The organism is Stenotrophomonas sp. 71799_Sma, from assembly GCF_056482505.1.
Genome location: NZ_CM151202.1, coordinates 238,677 through 260,078, shown reverse-complemented (window position 1 = coordinate 260,078; position 21,402 = coordinate 238,677). Strand labels below are relative to the sequence as shown.

Annotated in this window: 17 protein-coding genes and 1 pseudogene; 9 read left to right on the top strand and 9 right to left on the bottom strand. The window is 66.4% G+C overall.

What is annotated here, in order from left to right; genetic code table 11:
- On the top strand, positions 1–1,611 hold the full coding sequence (locus ACZK4Z_RS01135; RefSeq protein ID WP_125895450.1) for a carboxyl transferase domain-containing protein: 1,611 nt from the start codon (positions 1–3) through the stop codon (positions 1,609–1,611).
- A 26-nt stretch (positions 1,612–1,637) separates the two neighbouring features.
- On the top strand, positions 1,638–3,620 hold the full coding sequence (locus ACZK4Z_RS01130; RefSeq protein WP_125895449.1) for an acetyl/propionyl/methylcrotonyl-CoA carboxylase subunit alpha: 1,983 nt from the start codon (positions 1,638–1,640) through the stop codon (positions 3,618–3,620).
- 21 nt (positions 3,621–3,641) lie between these two features.
- Here the strand turns inward: ACZK4Z_RS01130 and ACZK4Z_RS01125 are convergent.
- A pseudogene (locus ACZK4Z_RS01125) lies at positions 3,642–3,782 on the bottom strand (putative peptide maturation dehydrogenase); the annotation flags it as partial.
- A 238-nt stretch (positions 3,783–4,020) separates the two neighbouring features.
- Here ACZK4Z_RS01125 and ACZK4Z_RS01120 point away from each other — a divergent pair.
- Both ACZK4Z_RS01120 and ACZK4Z_RS01115 read left to right on the top strand, forming a co-directional pair.
- Positions 4,021–4,335 carry an NHLP-related RiPP peptide gene (locus tag ACZK4Z_RS01120; RefSeq protein WP_125895448.1) on the top strand — a complete coding sequence of 105 codons (315 nt, stop codon included), beginning with the start codon at positions 4,021–4,023 and terminating at the stop codon, positions 4,333–4,335.
- A gap of 32 nt (positions 4,336–4,367) precedes the next feature.
- Positions 4,368–4,709 (top strand): NHLP-related RiPP peptide, encoded by a 342-nt coding sequence (locus ACZK4Z_RS01115; protein WP_080355176.1) that lies wholly within the window; start codon positions 4,368–4,370, stop codon positions 4,707–4,709.
- A gap of 48 nt (positions 4,710–4,757) precedes the next feature.
- Here the strand turns inward: ACZK4Z_RS01115 and ACZK4Z_RS01110 are convergent, their stop codons facing one another.
- Positions 4,758–5,936, bottom strand: a complete 1,179-nt coding sequence (locus tag ACZK4Z_RS01110) for a putative peptide maturation dehydrogenase (protein ID WP_125895447.1) — start codon at positions 5,934–5,936, stop codon at positions 4,758–4,760.
- Positions 5,937–6,100: 164 nt separating this feature from the next.
- Between ACZK4Z_RS01110 and ACZK4Z_RS01105 the strand changes: the two genes are divergently transcribed.
- Positions 6,101–6,391, top strand: a complete 291-nt coding sequence (locus ACZK4Z_RS01105; RefSeq protein ID WP_012509741.1) for an NHLP-related RiPP peptide — start codon at positions 6,101–6,103, stop codon at positions 6,389–6,391.
- A gap of 16 nt (positions 6,392–6,407) precedes the next feature.
- On the opposite strand, the gene ACZK4Z_RS01100 is transcribed toward ACZK4Z_RS01105, so the two are convergent.
- From ACZK4Z_RS01100 to aceB, 4 genes are all read right to left on the bottom strand, one after another.
- On the bottom strand, positions 6,408–8,912 hold the full coding sequence (locus tag ACZK4Z_RS01100; RefSeq protein ID WP_049421011.1) for a putative peptide modification system cyclase: 2,505 nt from the start codon (positions 8,910–8,912) through the stop codon (positions 6,408–6,410).
- Positions 8,913–8,928: 16 nt separating this feature from the next.
- Positions 8,929–9,969 carry a GGDEF domain-containing protein gene (locus tag ACZK4Z_RS01095; protein WP_049400576.1) on the bottom strand — a complete coding sequence of 347 codons (1,041 nt, stop codon included), beginning with the start codon at positions 9,967–9,969 and terminating at the stop codon, positions 8,929–8,931.
- Between the two features lie 420 nt (positions 9,970–10,389).
- Positions 10,390–11,691, bottom strand: coding sequence for an isocitrate lyase (aceA, locus tag ACZK4Z_RS01090; protein WP_125895446.1), 1,302 nt, complete (start codon positions 11,689–11,691; stop codon positions 10,390–10,392).
- 64 nt (positions 11,692–11,755) lie between these two features.
- A complete protein-coding gene (gene aceB / locus ACZK4Z_RS01085; protein WP_125895445.1) occupies positions 11,756–13,378 on the bottom strand; it encodes a malate synthase A in 1,623 nt (540 codons plus the stop codon).
- A 110-nt stretch (positions 13,379–13,488) separates the two neighbouring features.
- Here aceB and ACZK4Z_RS01080 point away from each other — a divergent pair, with 110 nt between their 5' ends.
- Positions 13,489–14,457, top strand: coding sequence for a LysR family transcriptional regulator (locus tag ACZK4Z_RS01080; RefSeq protein WP_125895444.1), 969 nt, complete (start codon positions 13,489–13,491; stop codon positions 14,455–14,457).
- Positions 14,458–14,816: 359 nt separating this feature from the next.
- On the top strand, positions 14,817–15,725 hold the full coding sequence (locus ACZK4Z_RS01075; protein WP_125895910.1) for a LysR family transcriptional regulator: 909 nt from the start codon (positions 14,817–14,819) through the stop codon (positions 15,723–15,725).
- 82 nt (positions 15,726–15,807) lie between these two features.
- Here the strand turns inward: ACZK4Z_RS01075 and ACZK4Z_RS01070 are convergent, their stop codons facing one another.
- Both ACZK4Z_RS01070 and lepB read right to left on the bottom strand, forming a co-directional pair.
- Complete coding sequence (locus ACZK4Z_RS01070) at positions 15,808–17,064, bottom strand: MFS transporter (protein WP_125895909.1); 1,257 nt, start codon at positions 17,062–17,064, stop codon at positions 15,808–15,810.
- A 123-nt stretch (positions 17,065–17,187) separates the two neighbouring features.
- Positions 17,188–17,814 carry a signal peptidase I gene (gene lepB, locus ACZK4Z_RS01065; RefSeq protein ID WP_101764712.1) on the bottom strand — a complete coding sequence of 209 codons (627 nt, stop codon included), beginning with the start codon at positions 17,812–17,814 and terminating at the stop codon, positions 17,188–17,190.
- Positions 17,815–18,118: 304 nt separating this feature from the next.
- On the opposite strand from lepB, the gene ACZK4Z_RS01060 reads away from it, so the two are divergent.
- Together ACZK4Z_RS01060 and ACZK4Z_RS01055 are read left to right on the top strand one after the other, a co-directional pair.
- Positions 18,119–18,520 (top strand): hypothetical protein, encoded by a 402-nt coding sequence (locus ACZK4Z_RS01060; protein WP_125895908.1) that lies wholly within the window; start codon positions 18,119–18,121, stop codon positions 18,518–18,520.
- A gap of 3 nt (positions 18,521–18,523) precedes the next feature.
- The gene (locus ACZK4Z_RS01055; RefSeq protein WP_032968155.1) at positions 18,524–18,970 is read left to right on the top strand and encodes a 3-dehydroquinate dehydratase; all 447 of its coding nucleotides are present in this window, start codon (positions 18,524–18,526) and stop codon (positions 18,968–18,970) included.
- 183 nt (positions 18,971–19,153) lie between these two features.
- Here ACZK4Z_RS01055 and dcp read toward each other — a convergent pair whose 3' ends face one another.
- Positions 19,154–21,310 carry a peptidyl-dipeptidase Dcp gene (dcp, locus tag ACZK4Z_RS01050; RefSeq protein WP_032130469.1) on the bottom strand — a complete coding sequence of 719 codons (2,157 nt, stop codon included), beginning with the start codon at positions 21,308–21,310 and terminating at the stop codon, positions 19,154–19,156.
- Between the last annotated feature and the right edge of the window lie 92 nt (positions 21,311–21,402).

The window sequence follows — 21,402 nt, the reverse complement described above, 5'->3', positions numbered from 1 at the left end:
ATGACCGTCCTGAACAGCCAGCTGCAACCGGGCAGCGAAACGTTTGAAAGCAACCGCGCCGCCATGCAGGCCGTGGTCGACGACCTGCATGCCACCCTCGCCCGCACCGCGCTGGGCGGCAGCGAAGCCGCGCGCGCCAAGCACACCGCACGCGGCAAGCTGCTGGTGCGCGACCGCATCGACGCCCTGCTCGATCCCGGCAGCGCCTTCCTGGAAATCGCGCCGCTGGCCGCGCACGGCATGTACGAAGACGCCGTGCCCGCCGCGGGCGTGGTGGCCGGCATCGGCCGCGTCAGCGGCGTGGAATGCGTGATCGTGGCCAACGACGCCACGGTGAAGGGCGGCACCTACTACCCGATGACGGTGAAGAAGCACCTGCGCGCGCAGGAGATCGCCGAGCAGAACCACCTGCCCTGCATCTACCTGGTCGATTCCGGTGGCGCCTTCCTGCCGCTGCAGGACGAGGTGTTCCCCGACCGCGATCATTTCGGCCGCATCTTCTACAACCAGGCCAACCTGTCCGCGCAGGGCATCCCGCAGATTGCCTGCGTGATGGGTAGCTGCACCGCCGGCGGCGCCTATGTGCCGGCGATGAGCGATGAGACGGTGATCGTGCGCGAGCAGGGCACGATCTTCCTCGGCGGCCCACCGCTGGTGAAGGCGGCCACCGGTGAAGTGGTGACGGCCGAGGAACTGGGCGGTGCCGACGTGCACACGCGCATTTCCGGCGTGGCCGACCACATGGCCGACAACGACCTGCAGGCGCTGGCACGGGTGCGCGCGATCATCGCGCAGTTGAACTGGCGCAAGCCGGAACCGGCGATGGCGGTGCAGGCCAACGAGGAACCACTGTTGCCGGCATACGACCTGTACGGGGTGATCCCGGCCGACACGCGCAAGCCCTACGACGTGCGCGAAGTGATCGCGCGCCTGGTCGATGGTTCGCGTTTCGATGAATTCAAGCCGCGCTACGGCGCAACGCTGGTGACCGGCTTCGCGCATCTGAACGGCTACCCGATCGGCATCATCGCCAACAACGGCATCCTGTTCTCCGAGTCGGCACTGAAGGGCGCGCACTTCATCGAGCTGTGCACCCAGCGCAACATCCCGCTGGTGTTCCTGCAGAACATTACCGGCTTCATGGTCGGCCGCAAGTACGAACAGGGCGGCATCGCCAAGGACGGCGCCAAGCTGGTGATGGCCGTGGCCTGCGCCAAGGTGCCCAAGTTCACCGTGGTCATCGGTGGTTCGTTCGGTGCCGGCAACTACGGCATGTGCGGCCGCGCATACTCGCCGAACTTCCTGTGGATGTGGCCGAACGCGCGCATCGGCGTGATGGGCGGCGAACAGGCCGCCAGCGTGCTGGCCACGGTCAAGCGCGATGGCATCGAAGCCAAGGGCGACCAGTGGCCGGCGGCGGAAGAGGATGCGTTCAAGGCACCGATCCGCGAGCAGTTCGAACAGCAGGGCCATCCGTACTACGCCAGCGCGCGCCTGTGGGATGACGGCGTGATCGATCCGGCCGACACCCGCCGCGTGCTCGCCCTGGCGCTGTCGGCCAGCCTCAACGCCGCCCCGCAGCAGACGCGCTTCGGCGTGTTCCGCATGTAACCCGTGCCATGACCGAGCCTGTTGCCATGTTCACCAAAGTCCTGATCGCCAACCGCGGCGAGATCGCCTGCCGCGTCATCGCCACCTGCCGCCGCCTCGGCATCGCCACCGTGGCGGTGTATTCCGATGCCGACCGCAACGCCCGCCACGTGCGCCTGGCCGACGAAGCCATCCACATTGGTCCTGCCGCCGCACGTGAGAGCTACCTGCGCGGTGATGCCCTGCTCGATGCCGCACGCCTGACCGGCGCGCAGGCGATCCACCCCGGTTACGGCTTCCTGTCCGAGAATGCCGACTTCGCCGATGCCTGCGCGGCGGCCGGCATCACCTTCATCGGCCCGCCGGCCAGCGCCATCCGCGCGATGGGCGACAAGAGCGCGGCCAAGGCGCTGATGGCCAAGGCCGGTGTGCCGCTGACCCCCGGCTATCACGGCGACCAGCAGGCGCCGGACTTCCTGCGCGCACAGGCCGACGGCATCGGCTACCCGGTGCTGATCAAGGCCAGCGCCGGCGGCGGTGGCAAGGGCATGCGCAAGGTCGAGCGCAGCGAGGACTTCGTCGATGCACTGGCCAGCTGCCAGCGCGAGGCGGCCTCGGCGTTCGGCAACGACCACGTGCTGGTCGAGAAGTATGTCGAGCGCCCGCGCCATATCGAGATCCAGGTGTTCGGCGACAGCCACGGTGAGGCGGTGTACCTGTTCGAGCGCGACTGCTCGGTGCAGCGCCGCCACCAGAAGGTGCTGGAAGAGGCGCCGGCGCCGGGCATGAGCACAGAACGTCGTGCTGCAATGGGCAAGGCGGCAGTCGATGCAGCGCGCGCGGTGGGCTACGTCGGTGCCGGCACGGTGGAGTTCATTGCCGGCCCGGACGGCGATTTCTACTTCATGGAAATGAACACCCGCCTGCAGGTCGAGCACCCGGTGACCGAGTACATCACCGGTACCGACCTGGTGGAGTGGCAGCTGCGCGTGGCCTCGGGCCAGCCGCTGCCGCTGCGCCAGGAACAGCTGGCGATCCACGGCCACGCTATCGAAGCGCGCCTGTATGCCGAAGATGCCGACCGGGGCTTCCTGCCCTCCACCGGCACCCTGCGCCGCCTGCGCCTGCCGACCCCGTCGGCCCATGTGCGCGTGGATACCGGCGTGGAGGAAGGCGACAGCATCACCCCGTACTACGATCCGATGATTGCCAAGCTGATCGTCTGGGACGTGGACCGCGATGCCGCCCTGCGCCGCATGAGCCAGGCGCTGGCGGACTGCCAGGTGGTGGGCGTGACCACCAATGCCGGCTTCCTGCGCCGCCTGGTGAACACCGATTCGTTCGCGCAGGCCAAGCTGGACACCGCGCTTATCGAGCGCGAGCAGGCGGCATTGAGTGCAGTGGGCGACACGGATGATGCCCTGTGGCAGCTGGCTGCGGTGGCTGCGGTTGCAAGCACGGGCGGCGCCAGCACCGACGCGCGCGATCCGCATTCGCCGTGGCAGGCCCAGGACGGCTGGCGCCTTGGCGCATCGGCACCGCGCGTGCTGCCGCTGCAGCAGGGCGAACGCAAGCACACGCTGAAGGTGTGGACGCAGACCGATGGCTGGCGCGTGCAGTGCGATGACGCCGCGCCGGTGCAGGTGCTTGGCACGGCCGATGCGCAGCATCTGACCGTGCTGCTGGGCGAGCGCCGCTGGTCGTTGCAGCTACTGCGCGAAGGCGACCAGCTGTATCTGTTCGGCGCCGATGGCCAGCACCGCTTCACCCTGCACGATCCGGTGGGCGAATCGGACCACGCCGTGGCCGATGCCGGCAGCCTGCTGGCGCCGATGCCGGGCAGGATCGTCGCGACACTGGTCGCGGCCGGCACCGAGGTCAAGCGCGGCACGCCGCTGGTGGTGCTGGAAGCGATGAAGATGGAGCACACCCTGCAGGCACCGGCAGACGGCACGGTGAAGGGCTACCGCGCCAAGGCCGGCGACCAGGTGGGTGATGGTGCGGTGCTGGTGGACTTCGAAGCGGCGTGACGTGGCGGGGGCCGCGTGGGTTCAGACCGCGCGGTCCTCGGGATTCCAGATCACACCTGCCGGGTCCAGTTCGGTCGTGGTTATGGTCGGGGCGCGCCAGCCAAAACCGCATACGGCGAGGACGCCCTCGGAACGCGGATCTAGGCCAAATTCGTGCTCGATGGGCCAGGTCGCCGACGACGCCTCCGACCTGGACACCGCCCTGAAACTGTGTCGCAGGAACGTCAAGCTGGCATCTCCGGTGCGCTCTTCCAACGTTTCTGGAACCACGGTGCCATGCCCAGCAGGACCACTGGCCTGTACCGGCTCGGCGCGCCTTGCTTGACGCTGCGCTGCGGCACGCTCGCGGTAGTCACACGTGGTTTAATCGGCGGACATTGACCCACAAGGAGTGTTTGCGATGTCCGCAAAGTCCCCGATGACCACTGTCAATGCCGGTCGGCTGCTCGACCTGCTGTGTTCTGACGACGCCTTCCGCGCAGAGTTCACAGCCGATGCCGGCGCTGCGATGGCGCGGCATGGGCTGCAGGCACAGTCCGGCACAAGCCCCTGCGCCATCCACAACGTCCTGGCCAGCAAGGAAGAGTTCCAACAGGTGCGCCAGCAGATCGCCGCGCTCCTGGCCCAGCGCGCCGCATTCACTGTCCCCTTCATGTTCGAATCCGGGCATCTGCAGGGAAGCGTGCACCACTCCGCCGTACCGCAGGCCGCTTGAACGCCCCTCAATCCACTTCAGAGGTAGATTCGATGTTGCCATCCACTCGTACCCGGTTCTCCAGCGAACACACCACCACCGAGTCGCCGCGCTTTGAGCCGCAAACCGCCATTGCCCTGCTCGACCGCCTGTGCAGCGATGATGTGTTCCGTGCGCAGTTCAGCAGGAACCCGCTGCAGGCCTGCCGGCAGATCGGCCTGGCATTCGACTCGATGGCGCAGGTGCCGCCCTGCCTGAGCACCGGCAAGCTGGCCAGCAAGGAAGAGCTGAGCCAGGCCCGCGATGCCCTGGTGAACTATCTCTCCAGCCACCGCGCATCCATGACCGTGGTCTTCACCTTCGAAGCCGGTCACGTCCACCGCATCATCCAGTAATGCACCCGACAAGGGGCGCTGGGTACTCCAGCGCCCTGCCGGGCTTGTTCAATCGCGGGCCTCGCGCTTCCAGACATGCCCCGCAGGGTCCAGCTCCGCCGTGGTCATGCTCTGCGCACGCCAACCGAATCCGCACACCGCCATTGCGCCGTCGACCATCGGGTCGAACCCCAGCAGCGACTCGATCTCCGTCTCATTGATCGCCGCGGTGACGAAGCCGCCCAAGCCATTGGCCGTGGCCGCTGTATACAGTGCCTGCGACACATGGCCGACATCCAGGCTAACGGCGCGATAGGCCTTGGCGTGGTTGCGGTACTTCCAGAAGTTGCGACCGAAACGGCAGACCAGCACCACCATGGCGTGGGCCGAAGCGAACCAGTGCTGGCCCGACAACAGGCGCAGGCAGAAATCGTCCAGCTGGGCGGGCTGTGCCTGTTGCCGTGCCAGCTCGTGAGCCACAGCATGGTAGTGATACAACCCAGGCTGCAGGCCATCGACCTTGCGCGCAATCACGTACGCTTCCAGCGGATGCAGGCTACCCGCGGACGGTACGTTCTTCTTCAGGAAGCGCACGCCGGGTTCGGTTTCTACCTGTGCCTGCGCCATCAGCACGTGCTGCATCATGCCCGCCAGCATCTCCAGCGATAGAGGCTTGTCCTCGGCGTAGTTGCGGCAGGTGGTACGTGCAGCCAACAGCTGTGCCACGGCATCGGGTGCCGCGACCGGCAGAGCGATGGCACCCGGCTGCCGCACCGGGGCTTCGGCCGGTGGCTTGCCGAGCTGCTGCACCAGGTCCTGTGCGGTCACCATCCGGTGCTTCTCCATATCGCCGGCACTGTCTACGCCCGCCCAGCGGGAATGGCGATGATGGATGGCTGACAAGGCCCACCAGTGTCCGTCGCGAACACGCTGGTCAGCCTGTCGCGCCGCCTCGGGCGCGCCCTTCTCGGCGATGAGCAACCCCGCCTCCAGCAGCGATGCCACTCGGGCGCGGTTCTGCAGGTCATCCGGCAAGACCTGCCAGCGCTCGGCGCTGGTCTGCAACAGCAACGCACAAGCGTCGGCATCGAGCGTCACAGGCTGATCGAGATGGGCAGCACGCACCTGCAACTGCTGCACGAACTCCACACCGGTTCCACCAGCCAGCAGGCTGTTCAGGGAGAACGATGGTTGTTCATCGGGAACAACAGCCAGCGCGTGGCATCGGCGGTACCGCGAAGAGGTCATCGACGTTCCTGTGGCAAATGGGATTCCGGCAATGTGCTGCCGGTGGAGCTGGGTAAGTATGGCCCAGTACCGCGTTCAAGACCCATCGATCCGCGCCGCTATGACTACGGTCAAAGGCACGCGCCACTTGTTCGACCTTCCCTGTCTCCTTGGATCCCACGCTCATGACCAACCGCAAATCCCCACTGTCCCTCGCTGACGCCACCACGCTGCTTGATCTGCTCACCACCGACGCAGACTTCCGCACAGCATTCAAGCAGGACCCGGCAACAGCCCTGCAGCAGATCAGTGTCGAGGCGGGTGCCGCCGCGCAGGGCTGCATGCTGTCCGCCGACCTGGCCTCCAATGAAGATCTGGCCGCTGCACGCGACAATCTGGTGCAGCAGCTGACCGAGCGCGCGGTGTTCAGCCATCCGCATTGCTTCATCGACGGTTCGCAGGCACCGACGCCCTGACCTTGGTGCCGATCGCTCAGGATGCGTCCGGTGAGAGGGCGCATCCCGGGCGTGATGGCCCACGCTGGCTGTCGCCTACATTCAATGCCTGCAACACGGACGAGCCTGCGAATTCGGTATAGGCGCGCCCGCGGTGCCGACGCATCCAGTCCAGCTGCGACTGCTGCTCCTGTATCGCGCCCTGTGCGGCGTAGGCCGCTGCCAGCACGCTGTGGACCTGGAACAGCTCGCTGCCATCAACCATCGCCTGCAGCATCTTGATTGCCTGCGCGCTGTCACCGGACAGATGCAACGCATTGGCCTTGACCACCGCCGCCAACTGGCGCGCACGTGGGTCGACGGCGTCGGCCGCCAATACGTCAAGCTCGGCCACCTGCCGGCCGATCGAGGATTGCAGGCCCAAGCGCTGTGCCGCATACAAGCTGGCCGCAGCGAAATACAGATACTGTCCGCGTTCACCGTTTTCGGGGCGTGCCGCATTCCGCAGCAGCGCGCTGGCCTGCGTTGCGAAGTCGCGTGGCGCTACGCATCGAGCCGCCGCGGCGTGAACAGCCAAATTGACCGTGCCCAGCAGATCACATACGAAGGGACCGCCATTGCACCGGCCTGCGGACGCGACCGAGGCTGCCAACGCCTCCTCGAATCGCCCCTCATCAATGGCCAGTGAAGTCCCTTCCAGCCACCGTCCCGGCCCGTTCTCCGGCAACCGCGCCAGCACTGCACTGGCCTCTGCATTTCGCCCGGACACGGCCAGCGCCGCAACCAGCTGCCGGTTCGGGCGACCTTCGGCGAGCTGCATGGCACGATGCAGCGTTGCTACCGCCTCATCGACCTTTCCCCGTGCCAACTGGATGCGCCCGAGCAGCTCCAGCGTCACGCTGCGCAACGGGTTCTGCTCCACGTTGGCATGGGCAACGGCCTGCTCCGCCTTTTCGTAGTGGCCCAGCACGAACTCGGCCAGACCATGGTTGACGCTGGCCCCGTGATGATCCGGATACAGATCGGCCAGTACCTTCCAGGCCTCGCCAGCGGCGGATTCAGAACCGGACTCCAGCTCCACCTGCCATGCATCCAGATACAGGCCCTCACGCGTGCTCAGCCGATGACGCAGCGTCCTGACCTTGGTCAGCAAACCGCGCGCGTCCTCCAGTTGGCCCTGGCTGAACATCGATCGCATCTGCCCGACATAGGCCATGGCGAAGTCAGGATCAATGCGCGTTGCGATCTGGAAAAATTTCAACGACGACTCGGTCTGTCCGCGGCCATAGGCAAGCTGTCCGCGTGCGTAGGCATGCAGTGCGTCGAGGTTGGCTGTTGCCACCTGCGGCAACGGTGCCGATGTCTTGCCGATCTGCGCCATCGCTTCGCCCAACCGCGATCGCAATTGCACCACCACTTGGTCACTGGAGGTCAGCGCGGAAGGCAGGCCTTTGCCATCGGAATAAACCGAGTAGACGGTCTCGCCAGTGGCAGGATTGACGACATCGACGGCCACACGCAGCTGGCCGTGTACCTCACGGATCGAGGGATCGAGTACCGCGCGCGCGCCATCGCGCATTGCGATCTGGACAGCGGCCGCACGATCGATCTCGGTGTTTTCTGGCATCAACATGCGCGCCATGGTGTCGCGCGCCTTCATGTCGCTGATCACGTTTACGTAACGCGACTGCTCAAGCCCGATGCGCAACGCCTGGTTCAGGGCGTCGTCCAGGACCGGGTTATCGGTCAGGTTGCGCGCATCGGCCATCACCACCCAGTCGCGTTCGGCGAAGGCAATCGCCGGCTGTGGTCGGGCCAGCAGCCACAGGCCCAGCCCGACAGAGACAATCAGGGCCGCCTGCGCGGCCATCGCCAGCGGACGCCGCCAGACCGGAACATCAGGGCGCGCCTTGTCGCTGGCACGCGGCCGGGAAAGCATGCCCTTCCCCGCCACCGCCACGCCCAGCACTTCCATCGGTTGCGCCACACCGCGAAAGCGCCAGCGACCGAATGACCTCCACTGCAGGCGACCGCCCAGTTCACCCAGCTCCGTCGCTGCACGGCGCACCACCGATTCAGCAGCCGCCGACATCAGCAGTTGTCCGGGGGGGGCCAACTGCATCAGGCGCGCTGCCATCGGCTTGGCCAGGCCCTCCACCTCCACAGCCTTGGCTCCAAGCGCGATCGATTCCGAGCTGTTGTTCCACAGGATGACCTCACCCACGTGCAACCCGGCCCGCGCCTGCAGTCGGAGATCACGCGCCTGCCCCAGCGGCTGCAGGCCACGCTGGTAATCCAGGGCGAATCCGAGCGCATCAATCGGGCGCTCGAACAGCATGAACAATCCGTCGGAGCGGTCGATCAGCTGGCCGTGCCAGCGCTGCTGCAGCGCCAGCACCAAGCGGTCGTGTTCCTGGAACAGCTCGGCGGCAGCCACATCGCCGATGCGTTCGACCAGCAGCAGCGAATCACACAGATCGGTGAACAGCAGCGCACGCAGTTGCTGGTTGTGCGGCGTCGACGTTCCGTTGTCGCCATTCATCGCCGGTCTCTCCCGATCAAGGTATGTCCGCTGCATCCGCCCAGCGCAGGCAGTTGCCACCATCGCGCTTGGCCTGGTACAGCGCGCGGTCCGCGTTGGCGTACCACTCGCTCCAGCCCGCCTCCGGCGCCAGCAGGCTGGCACCGATGCTGACCAGGCTGACGTGCGGCGTGCCATGACTGCGTTCGAGCAGGCCATGCACCGCGCTGAGGATGAACTCGGCCGCGTGCTGCACGATCTCATGGTTGCCACGGCGCAGGATCAGGCAGAACTCATCGCCGCCGAGGCGGCAGGCCAGGTCCTGCTCACCGGCCATCGAGCGCAGGATGTTGCCCATGCTCTGCAGTACACGGTCGCCGGCCTGGTGGCCGTGGCGATCATTGATCTGCTTGAAGCGGTCGCAGTCGATCAGCAGCAGTGCCTGCGGCAACCCTTCGCCATCGGCGCGGCATTCCTGCAGGTACAGGGTGAGGCCACGACGGTTGTGCAGCCCGGTCAGTTCATCGGTACGTACCAGTTCACGGGTGTGGGTCAACTGGTGGGTGGTGATGTACAGGTTGTCCAGCGCGGTTTCCAGATCGTGGTTGCGCCGGCGCAGCTGGCTGATCAGCGCCTGCTCGTTGGTCAGCACGCGCATGATCGTACGGCGCAGGAAGTAGGCGACCAGGCCGGGATCGGATTCCACCAGGCGATGGAAGTCGGCCGGGCCCAGCTCCAGTACTTCACAGTCGGCCAGCGCGCGTGCACTGGCGCTGCGCAGGTGATCGCCGACCAGCAGGCCAAGCTCACCGAAGAACTCATGCTGGCCGAGCGTCTTGATCACCAGGTCCTCTCCGAAGTCCAGTTCGATCTGGCCTTGGAGGATCACATACATCCGTTCGCCGCGATGGCCACGCTGGAACAACCACTGTCCGGCATGAAGCTTGCATGGACGGGCAAATCTGGCGAACAATGCAACCTCGGCAGCGGAAAGCAGCGCGTGCACGATCTCGGCCATCGCCACCCGGGCGATACCTGACGTCACATCACTGTTCTCGGCCGCACCCCTGCCGGTCATTCCCTGCACCCGCCGCCAGCGTCCCCTGGTGAGCCGCGGAGCATAGCACCGCTTTAAAGTGTGCGCCCTATCTCATTTTGACCCGTCTGCCGATCTTGATTGATGTGAAGATCGGTGGTGGCCCGTTCTGGTCACGGGTGTCCGGGCAAAACCCCTGCTGGATCAATCCGATGCTGGATTTCACAGGCTTTCGGCCAAGTTGCCGGCACGCGTGGGTGCGCCTGATTGACGCTGGCTGCGCGCTGCTCCCTTGCATCGATACAACAACGCCGGCAGGTCCCCCGACCGGCCGGCGTTGTCTGGCCCTTCCCTGGCCACCCTGATCGGATTCCGAAGCTTCGGTAGCGCCGGCCGCTGGCCGGCTTCCCTGTGGTGCCCGAAGGATCACGCGGTTGCCGGCCAGCGGCCGGCACTACCGCATCACGCCGCGCGTTCGCTGCGCCCGCCGTGGAACTGCTCTTCCTCGGTCGAACCGGTCAATGCGGTGGTCGACGACTGGCCCTGCTGGATCGCCTGGGTCACCGCATCGAAGTAGCCGGTGCCAACCTCACGCTGATGCTTGACCGCAGTGAAGCCGCGCTCGGCCGCTTCAAACTCGGCTTCCTGTAGTTCCACGAACGCGCTCATCTGTCGACGTGCATAGCCGTGGGCCAGATTGAACATGCCGTAGTTCAGCGCATGGAAGCCGGCCAGGGTGATGAACTGGAACTTGTAGCCGTAGCTGCCCAGCTCCTTCTGGAACTTGGCGATGGTGGCGTCGTCCAGGTTCTTCTTCCAGTTGAAGCTGGGCGAGCAGTTATAGGCCAGCAGCTTGCCGGGGAACTTCGCATGGATCGCCTCGGCGAACTTGCGTGCGAATTCCAGGTCCGGCTTGCCGGTCTCGCACCACACCAGGTCGGCATAGGGCGCATAGGCCAGGCCGCGGCTGATCGCCTGGTCCAGGCCATTACGGGTCTTGTAGAAGCCTTCCACGGTGCGCTCGCCGGTGGCGAACGGCTTGTCGTTGCCATCGATGTCGCTGGTCAGCAGATCCGCGGCCTCGGCATCGGTACGCGCCACCAGCAGGGTCGGCACGCCCAGCACGTCGGCGGCCAGGCGCGCGGCGTTGAGCTTCTCGATGGCCTCGCGGGTCGGCACCAGCACCTTGCCGCCCATGTGGCCGCACTTCTTCACCGAGGCCAGCTGGTCTTCGAAGTGCACGCCAGCGGCACCGGCCTCGATCATCGCCTTCATCAGTTCGAACGCATTGAGCACGCCGCCGAAACCGGCTTCCGCATCGGCCACGATCGGCTGCAGGAAGTCGATGTCGTCCTTGCCTTCGGCGTGGTGCAGCTGGTCGGCGCGCAGCAGCGTGTTGTTGATGCGCTTGACTACCGCCGGCACCGAATCGGCCGGGTACAGCGACTGGTCCGGGTACATCTGCCCGGCCAGGTTGGCGTCGGCCGCCACCTGCCAACCGGACAGGTAGATCGCCTTCAGGCCCGCCTTGACCTGCTGCATGGCCTGGTTGCCGGTCAATGCACCCAGCGCGTTGACGAACTCGCGCTCATGCAGCGTCGCCCACAGCTTCTCCGCACCCAGGCGGGCCAGCGAATGCTCGATGTGGACGGTGCCGCGCAGGCGCACCACGTCAGCGGCGCTGTAGTTGCGCTGGATGCCTTCCCAACGCGGGTTGGTATCCCAGTCGTGCTGGATCTGTTCGGCAGTGGGCAGCTTGCTCATGTCTTTCTCCAGTTCGGTTCGTGCGTGCAGCGGGGAGGGAAACGGCGGAATTGCGAGCGGTCGGTCAGTCGATGCGCGCGTAGGCCGGCAGGGTCAGGAAATCAGTCAGCTCTTCGCTGCGGCTCAGTTCGCCGAGCAGGGCGATGGCCTCGCCGATGCGTGCACCACCGGGCAGCGCGGCGGTATCGCCCAGCCGTGCCGGCAGCTGCGAGAGGGTGGAATCCAGCAGCACCAGGTCGATCGCAGTGCCATCGTCCAGCTGCTGGCCCGGCGTATGCAGCCACTGCCACAGCTGGCTGCGGCTGATCTCGGCGGTGGCCGCGTCCTCCATCAGGTGGTGGATCGGCACGCAGCCGTTGCCATCCAGCCACGCCGCCAGATAGCGCACGCAGACTTCCACGTTGCCCTCAAAGCCGGCACGGGTGATGGTGCCCGGCGGCCGCGCGATCAGTTCGTCGCGGCCGACGCGCACATCCTGGCGCAGCACGCTGTGCTGGTTCGCGGTGGGCATGTGTTCGTCGAAGATCGCCATCGCCACCGGAATCAGCGCCGGGTGCGCCACCCAGGTACCGTCGTGGCCGGCAGTGACCTCGCGCAGCTTGTCAGCACGCACGCGGGCCATCGCCTGCTCGTTGGCAGCGGCATCGTTGTTGATCGGAATCTGCGCAGCCATGCCGCCCATCGCATGCGCACCGCGGCGATGGCAGGTCTGGATCAACAGCTCCGAATACGCCTTCAGGAACGGCTGGGTCATGGTCACCTGGCCGCGTTCGGGCAGCACGCGGTCGGCATGGCGGCGGAAGGTCTTCAGGTACGAAAAAATGTAGTCCCAGCGCCCGCAGTTCAGGCCGACGATGCGGTCACGCAGCGCGTGCAGGATCTCGTCCATCTCGAACACCGCCGGCAGCGTTTCGATCAGCACGGTCACCTTGATCTGGCCGTGCGGCAGGCCGAGCATGCCTTCGATGTGCGACAGCGCGGTCTCCCACAGCGCCGCCTCTTCCATGCTCTGCAGCTTGGGCAGGTAGAAGTACGGGCCGCGATCCTTGGCCTGCAGGGTGCGGGCGTTGTGGAAGGCGAACACCGCCGCGTCGAACAGGCCACCAGCGATGAACTGGCCATCGATGCGCACGTGCTTCTCGTCCAGGTGCCAGCCGCGCGGGCGTACGATCAGCACCGCCTGTTCGTCGTATGGGCGCAGGGCGTAGTGCTTTCCATTGGGTGCGGTGTATTCGAGATCGCCACGCACCGCGGCGGCCAGCGACTGCTGCCCGGCCAGCAGGTTGCGCCAGGTCGGCGAGGTCGAATCCTCGAAGTCGGCCATGAATACCTTGGCGCCGGAGTTCAGCGCGTTGATGACCATCTTCGGGTCGGTCGGGCCGGTGATCTCGACGCGACGGTCCTGCAGCGCGGTCGGCAGCGGGGCAACACGCCAGTCGCCGCTGCGGATCGCGGTGGTGTCTTCGCGGAAGTCCGGCAGGCCGCCCTGGTCGAAGAACGCCTGACGCTCCCGACGGGCCTGCAGCCGTGCCTGCCGGCCCGGTTCCACCGCGCGGTGCAGCGACACCAGCAGGGCCAGCAGCGGCGCCGGCAGCAGGGTGTCCTGGCCGGCCACGCGGGTCGCCAGGGCGATACCGGGGGTGGCCTTGGCGGCAAGGGTGGGAACAGCGGAAGCGACGGCGGACATGGGGCGACTCCAGCGGTGGGGGAACGCCTCCACGGTGCCGTCGGCGCCGAGTATTTGGCAAAACAGTTTTTGCAATGCTCTACATAATTTGTGCTAATACTTGTGACGCCATGACCACGCGCCCTTCGCCAAGTCCTCGTTTTTCCTACAAATCCGACCGGTTGAAGCCGCTGCGCGCGTTCTGCCAGACGGTGCGTCTGGGCTCGGTCTCACGGGCGGCTGAGGCGCTTTTCGTCAGCCAGCCGGCTATCAGCCTGCAGTTGCAGGCCTTGGAGCGAGAGCTGGGGGTGCCGTTGTTCGAACGCAGCGGGCGCCGCCTGGTGCCCAGCCGCGAGGGCCAGCTGCTGTACGAGATGGCGCAGCCACTGGTGGAGAGCCTGGACGGGCTGGAGGCGCGCTTCCGCGACAAGGTGCGCGGCCTGGACGCGGGCGAACTGAACATCGCCGCCAACAGCTCGACCATCCTGTACCTGCTGCCGAAGATCGTCGAACGCTTCCGCCTGCATCATCCGGACGTGCGCCTGACCCTGCACAACGCGATCAGCGCCGACGGCACCGACCTGCTGCGCGAGGACGCCGCCGACCTGGCGATCGGTTCGATGACCGATGTGCCGGCCGATCTCAGCTACGCACCGGCCTACCGTTTCGAGCAGGTGCTGATCGCGCCGCACGACCATCCGCTGGCCAGCGGTGGCGAGCTGGAACTGGCCGACATCGCGCGTTTTCCGCTGGTGCTGCCACCGAAGCGGCAGATCACCTACCGCCTGGTCGACCAGGTATTCCAGCGCCACCGCATCGCCTACACCGTGGCATTGGAAGTGGGTGGCTGGGAGGTGATCAAGCAGTACGTGGCGATGGGCATGGGCATTTCAATCGTGCCGGCGCTGTGCCTGAACGAGGCCGACCGCGAGCGGCTGGCGGCGCGGTCGATGAAGCGCTGGTTCCCGGAACGCAGTTACGGGGTGATCGTGCGGCGTGGCAAGGCGCTGTCGGCGCAGGCGCGGGCGTTTGTGGAGCTGATCCAGCCGGAGTTGTTCAGTCCGCGCGATTACGACCAGAGCGGGCATTCCGAGCGGTGAGGGTGTGCGGCAGGGCTGCGCCCTGCACCTGCGGTAGTGCCGGCCGCTGGCCGGCAACAGCAACAGCGGGCTATCCGTGGGATGGCGGGGCGGCGTGGGTGGGCAGGACACGCCGTAAACCCGTCCATGGGGGCTCGATGGCGCCATCCATGGCGCCAACGGTCCTGCCCACCCACGCCGTCCCGCCTCTGACAGATTCCCGCGATCTGTCGGGGTCGGATCCCGTTGCTGCGCAATGGGCTCTGACCCCCGCTGCAAATGATCGAAACCGGATTTTGTAGAGTCGAGCCATGCTCGACTGGCGGAAAAGCGATCGAAGAAGGCGACAAGCCCGGTGCCGGTCTGGCTAGACTGGCCCCATGTCCATCGAACTCCGCCACCTGCGCTATTTCCTTGCCGTTGCCGATACGCTGCACTTCGGACAGGCGGCGGAGCGGCTGGGCATGTCGCAGCCGCCGCTCAGCCAGCAGATCCGCCAGCTGGAAGATCTGATCGGTGCGCGCCTGTTCGTGCGCAGCCATCGTCGTGTGCAGCTGACGCCTGCCGGTGAGCTGCTGCAGGAACGTGCACGCGCCATCGTGCAGCAGGTGGAAACGGCGGTGGACGAGGTGCAGCGCGCGCAGCGCGGTGAGCAGGGTGAGCTGCGCATCGGATTGACCCGCGCCACGCCGCTGTCGCCGCAGATTCCGCGTTCAATCCTGCAGTACCGCCAACGCTATCCGCAGGTGCGGCTGCAGCTGAGCGAGATGAACACCCTACAGCAGATCGATGCACTGCTCGATGGCAGCCTGGACGTGGGCATCATCCGCAAGCGCGCGTTGCCGCCGGAACTGGTGGCGCACAGCCTGTTCGTCGATCCGCTGGCGTTGATCGTGCATGCCGACCATCCTGCCCTGCGCAGACTGTCGAAGCAGGGCACGTTGTCGCTGCGCGACTTCGCGCAGGAACCGTTCGTGGCGTTCCGCCGCAGTGCCGGTGCCGGCATCCACGACCACATGATCGCGCTGTGTGCGGCGGCGGGATTCACCCCGCGCATCGTGCAGGAGGCGGGCGAGGCATCGACGCTGATCAGTCTGGCCGCCGCAGGCCTGGGCGCAGCGATCCTGCCGTCGTCGTGCGACCACATCCGGGTGGAAGGCGCGCGCTTCGTGGCGATGGCCGATGCCGGGGCGCATTCGGAAGTGCAGCTGGCGTGGCACCGCGAGGGTGTGACGCCGCTGATCCGCAATTTTGCTGGGCTGCTGCGCGAGGCGTTCGCCGAAGGGTGAGGTGCAACTCACCCGGTAGTGGCCAACCTTGGTTGGCCCACGGCCACAGCGCCGACCAAGGTCGGCATCTACCAGAGCAGGATCACGCCGTCACCGGCTGCGGCGCGCGCTGCTGCAGCGCCCAGACGATGCCACCGCCGATCAGGGTCAGCACGGCGGCGAACAGGCACACGCCCAGCCAGTCCCACGCTGCATAGGCCAGGCCACCCACACCACCGAGCACGCTCGAACCCAGGTAGTAGGCGAACAGGTACAGCGCCGAGGCTTCGGCGCGCATCGCGCCGGCGCGGCTGCCGACCCAGCTGCTGGCCACGGAGTGACCGCCGAAGAAGCCGAACGTCACCAGCGCGATACCGAGTGCCATCGTGCTCAGCCACGGCATCGCCAGCAGCGCGATGCCGGCACCAATCAGTGCGAACGAGATCGACAGGATGCGCCCGCGCCCGTAACGCGTCGCCTGCTGGCCCATCCACGCCGAACTGAAGGTGCCCACCAGGTACACGCTGAAGATCAGCCCGACCACGGTCTGGCTGAGGTGGTACGGCGGCGCCAGCAGGTGATACCCGAGGTAGTTGTAGAGGGTGACGAACACGCCCATCAGCACGAACGAGGTGGCGAACAGCCACGGCAGGCCCGGGTCGGCGAACAGCGTGCGCCAGCGCGACGGCAATTGGCGCAGGCCGCCGCGACGTGCATGGAAGTGCCGCGACGGTGGCAGCTGCAGCCACAGCAGCACGGTGCTGGCCACGGCGATGATCGAGACCACGCCGATGCCCCAGCGCCAGCCCCAATGGTCGGCGATGATGCCGGCCAGCAGGCGCCCGCTCATGCCACCGATGGCGTTGCCGCCGATGTACAGGCCCATCGCCAGGCCCAGCGCGCGGCTGTCCATTTCCTCGACCAGGTAGGTCATCGCTACCGCCGGCACGCCGCTCAGCGCCAGGCCAAGCAGGGTGCGCAGCACCAGCAGCGTGGTCCAGTCGTCCACTAGCGCGGTGCACAGCGACAGCATGGCCGACGCCAACAGCGCAACGATCATCAACGGGCGACGGCCGACCGCGTCGGACAGCAGGCCGGCCAGCAGCATCGCCACCGCCAGCGTGCCAGTGGTCAACGACAGCGACATCGCGCTGCCGGCGGCGGACACGCCGAAGTGACGGCTGAACTCGGGCAGCAGCGGCTGCACGGTGTACAGCAGGCCGAAGGTGGAGAAACCGGCTAGGAACAACGCGAGCGCGGTGCGGCGGAAGGCCGGTGTGCCCTGCTGGATGCGGGTCTCGGCGATGGAATCGACGGTGGAGGGGCGGCGTTCGACGGCCGCCGCGGTTTCGCCAGTCATGGGATCGATGGGCCGGTGGGGCGGCCAAGCGTGGGAGGGAACGGGCCTCAGACTAGGCCCGTCGATCCAGTCGATCCATAACCTGGTAGGTCAGGATTGATACATAAGAAGTATCAATTCAGCTTACAGACGCTGCCACTCGAAACCGTCGCCACGACGGTAGTACACCGCCACGGCGCGGCCGTAGAGCTTGTCGGCGTCAACGAAGCCGAAGAAGCGACCGTCGAAGCTGTTGCCGCGGTGGTCACCCAGCACCAGCACCTTGCCGGCCGGTACCACCAGGTCGGCAATGTCCGGACCGCCGCCCATGTCCAGGTCGAGGCGGGCACGGCGCTCGCCGAAGGCTTCCACGTCCTGCAGGTCGGCGATCTGCAGCGGCTGGCCGTTGATGCTCAGATGGCCCTCGCGCATCTGCACATGGTCACCGGCCACTGCAGCCACGCGCTTGATCAGGCGGGTGCCGTCGGCCGGTGAATCGAACACCGCCACTTCACCGCGCTGCGGAACGCCGGTCGACATCAGTTCCTTGCCGGTGAACGGCAGGCGCAGGCCATAGGCGCGCATGTCCACCACCACCCGGTCGCCGGGCTGCAGGGTCGGCTGCATCGAGCCGCTGGGCACCACGTAGTGGTTGGCGAGGGTATCGCGGGCGGCGGCGAGCAGGCCAAGCATCACCAGCAACGGCAGCGCCTCCTTCTTCAGCCAGACCAGCGCGCGTTCGGAAAACGGGGGGCGGGCAACAGCATCCATGACAGGCTCCGAGCAAGTGGTAGCGCTATCAGACCACATCCGGGCGCAGGAGGTTCCCGCGCTTGGAACCTGTAGAGCCGAGCCCATGCTCGGCTTGCTCTTGTAGCGTCGAGCTTGCTCGACTGAGGCGCAGAGCAGTCGAGCAAGCTCGACTCTACGGAACGGCAGCCGAGCATGGGCTCGGCTCTACAAAACGGGTTACGCAGGTTTTACGCTGCGCCCCGACAGCGGGCATCGCACCTTTACGGCCACCACGCGCATCGTGTGCCCACCGCGCCGCAGGGCGCATTCCGCAAGGTGTTGTATGACCCTCCTGGTGATCCGCCACGCATCTTCGTCGGCGCCGCGTCCGCAGCTGCCGGCACAGTTGGCCGGCCATCGCGTGCTGTGCAGCGACTGCGCCAGCCTGTCTGAAGTGCGCCAGTGCCTGTGCCAGACGCAGGCGCGCTCGGCCGACTGGGTGCTGCTGGATGTCGGCGTGGCCGACGAGGCGCAATGGCAGGCCGAGGGGGGCGCGCTGCAGGCGGCGCTGGAACGGCTGCCGGCGCAGTACATCGAACTGCAGTCACCCAGCGAACCCGGCCTGGATGCGCGCCTGCGCCTGCAGCATGGTCCTGCCGCGGTAGTGGTCGACCAGCGCAGCCAGCAGGCCGGCTATCCGCTGTCGCTGGCCATCGTCGGCCGCCGCCTGACACAGGAGGGCTGAGCCATGTCGATCTTCATCATCCGTGGCCCGGAAGCGTCCGGTGCGTTGATCCGCACAGCAATGCCGCTGCCGGCGCCGGTACTGAAGTCGCTGGTGCATCGCGCGATCGACGCCGGTACCAGTGTGGCGATCCGTGCCTGCGGTTCGGAACAGGAACTGCTGGATGCGCTGCGCGTGGCCGATCACAGTCGCGGCGAGGTGACCCTGCTGGATCCGGGTGCGTGTGCCAACAGCCTGCGCCTGCAGCGGCTACTGCCCTATCTGCACAACGCCTATGTGGAAGTGCATGACGACGGCGCAGTGGCCGAGCCGTGCCTGCCGGCCGGCGTCGGCCAGCGCCTGGGCATCGCTGCTGGGTATGGCGCGCAGAGTTATGTGCTGGCGCTGGATATCGCGCTCGATCACCTGGGCCTGGCCGAGCAGGCGAACCGGGTGCACGTGGGGACGTAACGTTGTTTGTAGAGTCGAGCCATGCTCGACTGGTTTTTCATCGAAAGGCAGCCGAGCATGGCTCGGCTCTACAAGGGCGGGAATCGCAGCCGAGCGTAGGCTCGGCTCTACAGAAGAACGTCGAGCATGGCTCGACGCTACACAAAGAAAAACGGCGGGGTTGCCCCCGCCGTTTTCGCTTTCTTATTTCAGCCCGCGGAACTTCAGCAGCGGTTCCACCGACGGGTCCTTGCCGCGGAAATCGCGGTACAGGGTCGACAGCTCCACGCTGTTGCCGCGCGAGAGGATCTTGTCGCGGAACTCCTGGCCATTGGCCGCAGTCAGGCCACCGTGTTCGGTGAACCACTGGTAGGCGTCATGGTCCAGCACTTCGGCCCAGAAGTAGGCGTAGTAACCGGCCGAGTAACCACCACCCCAGATGTGGTCGAAGTAGGTGGTGCGGTAACGCGGCGGCACCTGCGGCAGGTCGACCTTGAACTTCTTCAGCGCACTGGCTTCAAAGGCGCCGACATCCTGCAGCGGCGCATCGGCCTTCTGCGTATGCCAGGCCAGGTCCAGCAGCGCGGCCGACAGGTACTCGGTGGTCGCATAACCCTGGTTGAAGCTGCGTGCCTTGAGGATCTTGTCGACCAGTTCCTGCGGCATCGCCTCGCCGGTCTTGTAGTGCTTGGCGTAGTTGGCGAACACCTTCGGATCCAGCGCCCAGTGCTCGTTGAACTGCGACGGGAACTCGACGAAATCACGCGAGGTGGCGGTACCGGCGATCGACGGGTACTTCACGTTCGAGAACATGCCGTGCAGCGCATGGCCGAACTCATGGAACATCGTGGTCACGTCGTCGAAGCTGATCAGCGCAGGCTGGCCGGCGGCCGGCTTGGTGAAGTTGCAGACGTTGTAGACCACCGGCTTGGCACCGGTCAGGCCGTCCTGCTCGACGAACACGTCCATCCAGGCGCCGCCGGACTTGCTGTCACGCTTGAAGTAGTCGGTGTAGAACAGGGCCAGCGAGGTGCCGTCCTTGTCGAACACTTCGTACACCTTCATGTCCGGGTTGTAGGTCGGAATGTCGGTACGCGGCTTGAAGGTGATGCCGTACAGCTGGGTGGCGGCGTAGAAGACGCCGTTCTGCAGCACGTTGTCCAGTTCGAAGTACGGCTTGATCTGCGACTCGTCCAGATCGTACTTGGCCTTGCGCACCTGCTCGGCGTAGAAGTCCCAGTCCGAGGCAGCGACCTGGAAACCACCCTTCTGCGCGTCGATCACCTTCTGGATCTCGCCGGCCTCGGCGCGCGCCTTGGCGGTGGCGGCCGGCACGGTGTCGGTCAGCAGCTTGAGCGCGGCGGCCGGGGTCTTGGCCATCTGGTCGCCCAGCTGGTAGTCGGCGAAGGTGTCAAAGCCGAGCAGCTTGGCCTTCTGCGCACGCAGCTGGGCCAGGCGCTGCACGGTCTGCCGGGTGTCGTTGGCATCGCCACGCTCGGCGCGGGTTTCCGAAGCCTTCAGCACGGCGGCACGCTGGTCGCGGTCGCTCAGCGAGCCGAGCACCGGCTGCTGGGTGGTGTTCTGCAGCGGCAGCAGGAACTTGCCATCCAGCTTGCGGTCCTTGGCGGCGTTGGCGGCGTTGTTGATCGCGTCCTCGTCCAGGCCGGCCAGCTTGGCCTTGTCGTCGACAACGACGGCCGCAGCGGCGGTGGCGGCCACCAAGCGGGTATGGAACTGGGTGGAAAGGGTGGTCTCTTCCACGTTGAGCTTGCGCAGACTCGCCTTGTCGGCATCGGACAGCTGCGCACCGGCGCGCACCAGGCCGTCGTAGTAGTGCTCGACCAGGCGCTTCTGCACCGGGTCCAGCTCCAGCGTGTCACGCTGGTCGTACAGCGACTTCACGCGCGCGAACAGCTTCGGATCGAGGTTGATCTCGTCCTGGTGCGCGGCCAGCTTCGGCGCCACGTCTTCCTGGATCTTCTGGCGCGCATCGTTGGTATCGGCCTGGACCAGGCCGAAGAAGATGCGCGACACACGGTTCAGCGTCTCGCCGCTGCGCTCCATCGCCACGATGGTGTTGTCGAAGGTGGCCGGCTCGCTGCTGTCAGCGATCTTGCGCACGTCGGCCAGGTGCTGGCGCATGCCTTCTTCGAACGCCGGCAGGTAGTCGCTGTCCTTGATCTTGTCGAACTGCGGCGCCTGGAACGGCAGCGTGCTGGCGCTCAGCAGCGGATTGGTGGAGGCTTCGGCCGGCTGCTGGGCCGGGGCTTTCTGGGCATCGGACACGGGGGTGGACTCCTTGCCGGAACAGGCCGCCAGCGCCAGGCTGATGGCGGCGGCCAGGACTACGGTACGCGACATGTAAAACACTCCTTGGGCAGACGGTACGGGATACCAGCCCTCCACCCTACTCCTGTCGCGCTCGCCCGGCATGTGCCGGACGTGGCGTCTAT